Annotated in this window: 1 protein-coding gene; it reads right to left on the bottom strand. The window is 54.3% G+C overall.

Annotated elements, in window-relative coordinates:
• Nucleotides 1–276, bottom strand: a 276-nt coding sequence (locus tag DNI29_RS23960) for a tetratricopeptide repeat protein (protein WP_123823425.1), incomplete at both ends; no start/stop codon positions are given.

The raw sequence follows: 276 nt of genomic DNA, 5'->3' as shown, positions 1-276 counted from the left end.
CGTAAGGATAGTCCTTCTTAAGGGCAACGGCGGTGCGCAGCTCCTTCTCCGCGGCCGGCAGATCGCCAAGATCCTTGTACAAGTGCCCGAGGTTTGCATGAGCATTGGCAAGGTTAGGCTCAAGCCGCAGCGCTTCATGGTACAGATTGAGAGAGTTGGTGACGTCAGCCTGTCGGGAGGCACCGTTGTTCGGTTGGCGTGCCTTATCTCGATACACGTTGGCAAGACTTAAATATAAGTCGGTGGAGGGCTTTTTATCCGTGGATGCATTCTTGG

Source organism: Hymenobacter sediminis (assembly GCF_003231285.1).
Taxonomy (GTDB): domain Bacteria; phylum Bacteroidota; class Bacteroidia; order Cytophagales; family Hymenobacteraceae; genus Hymenobacter; species Hymenobacter sediminis.
The sequence above is the reverse complement of the archived record's forward strand: the minus strand, read 5'-3'. Positions and strand labels throughout refer to the sequence as shown.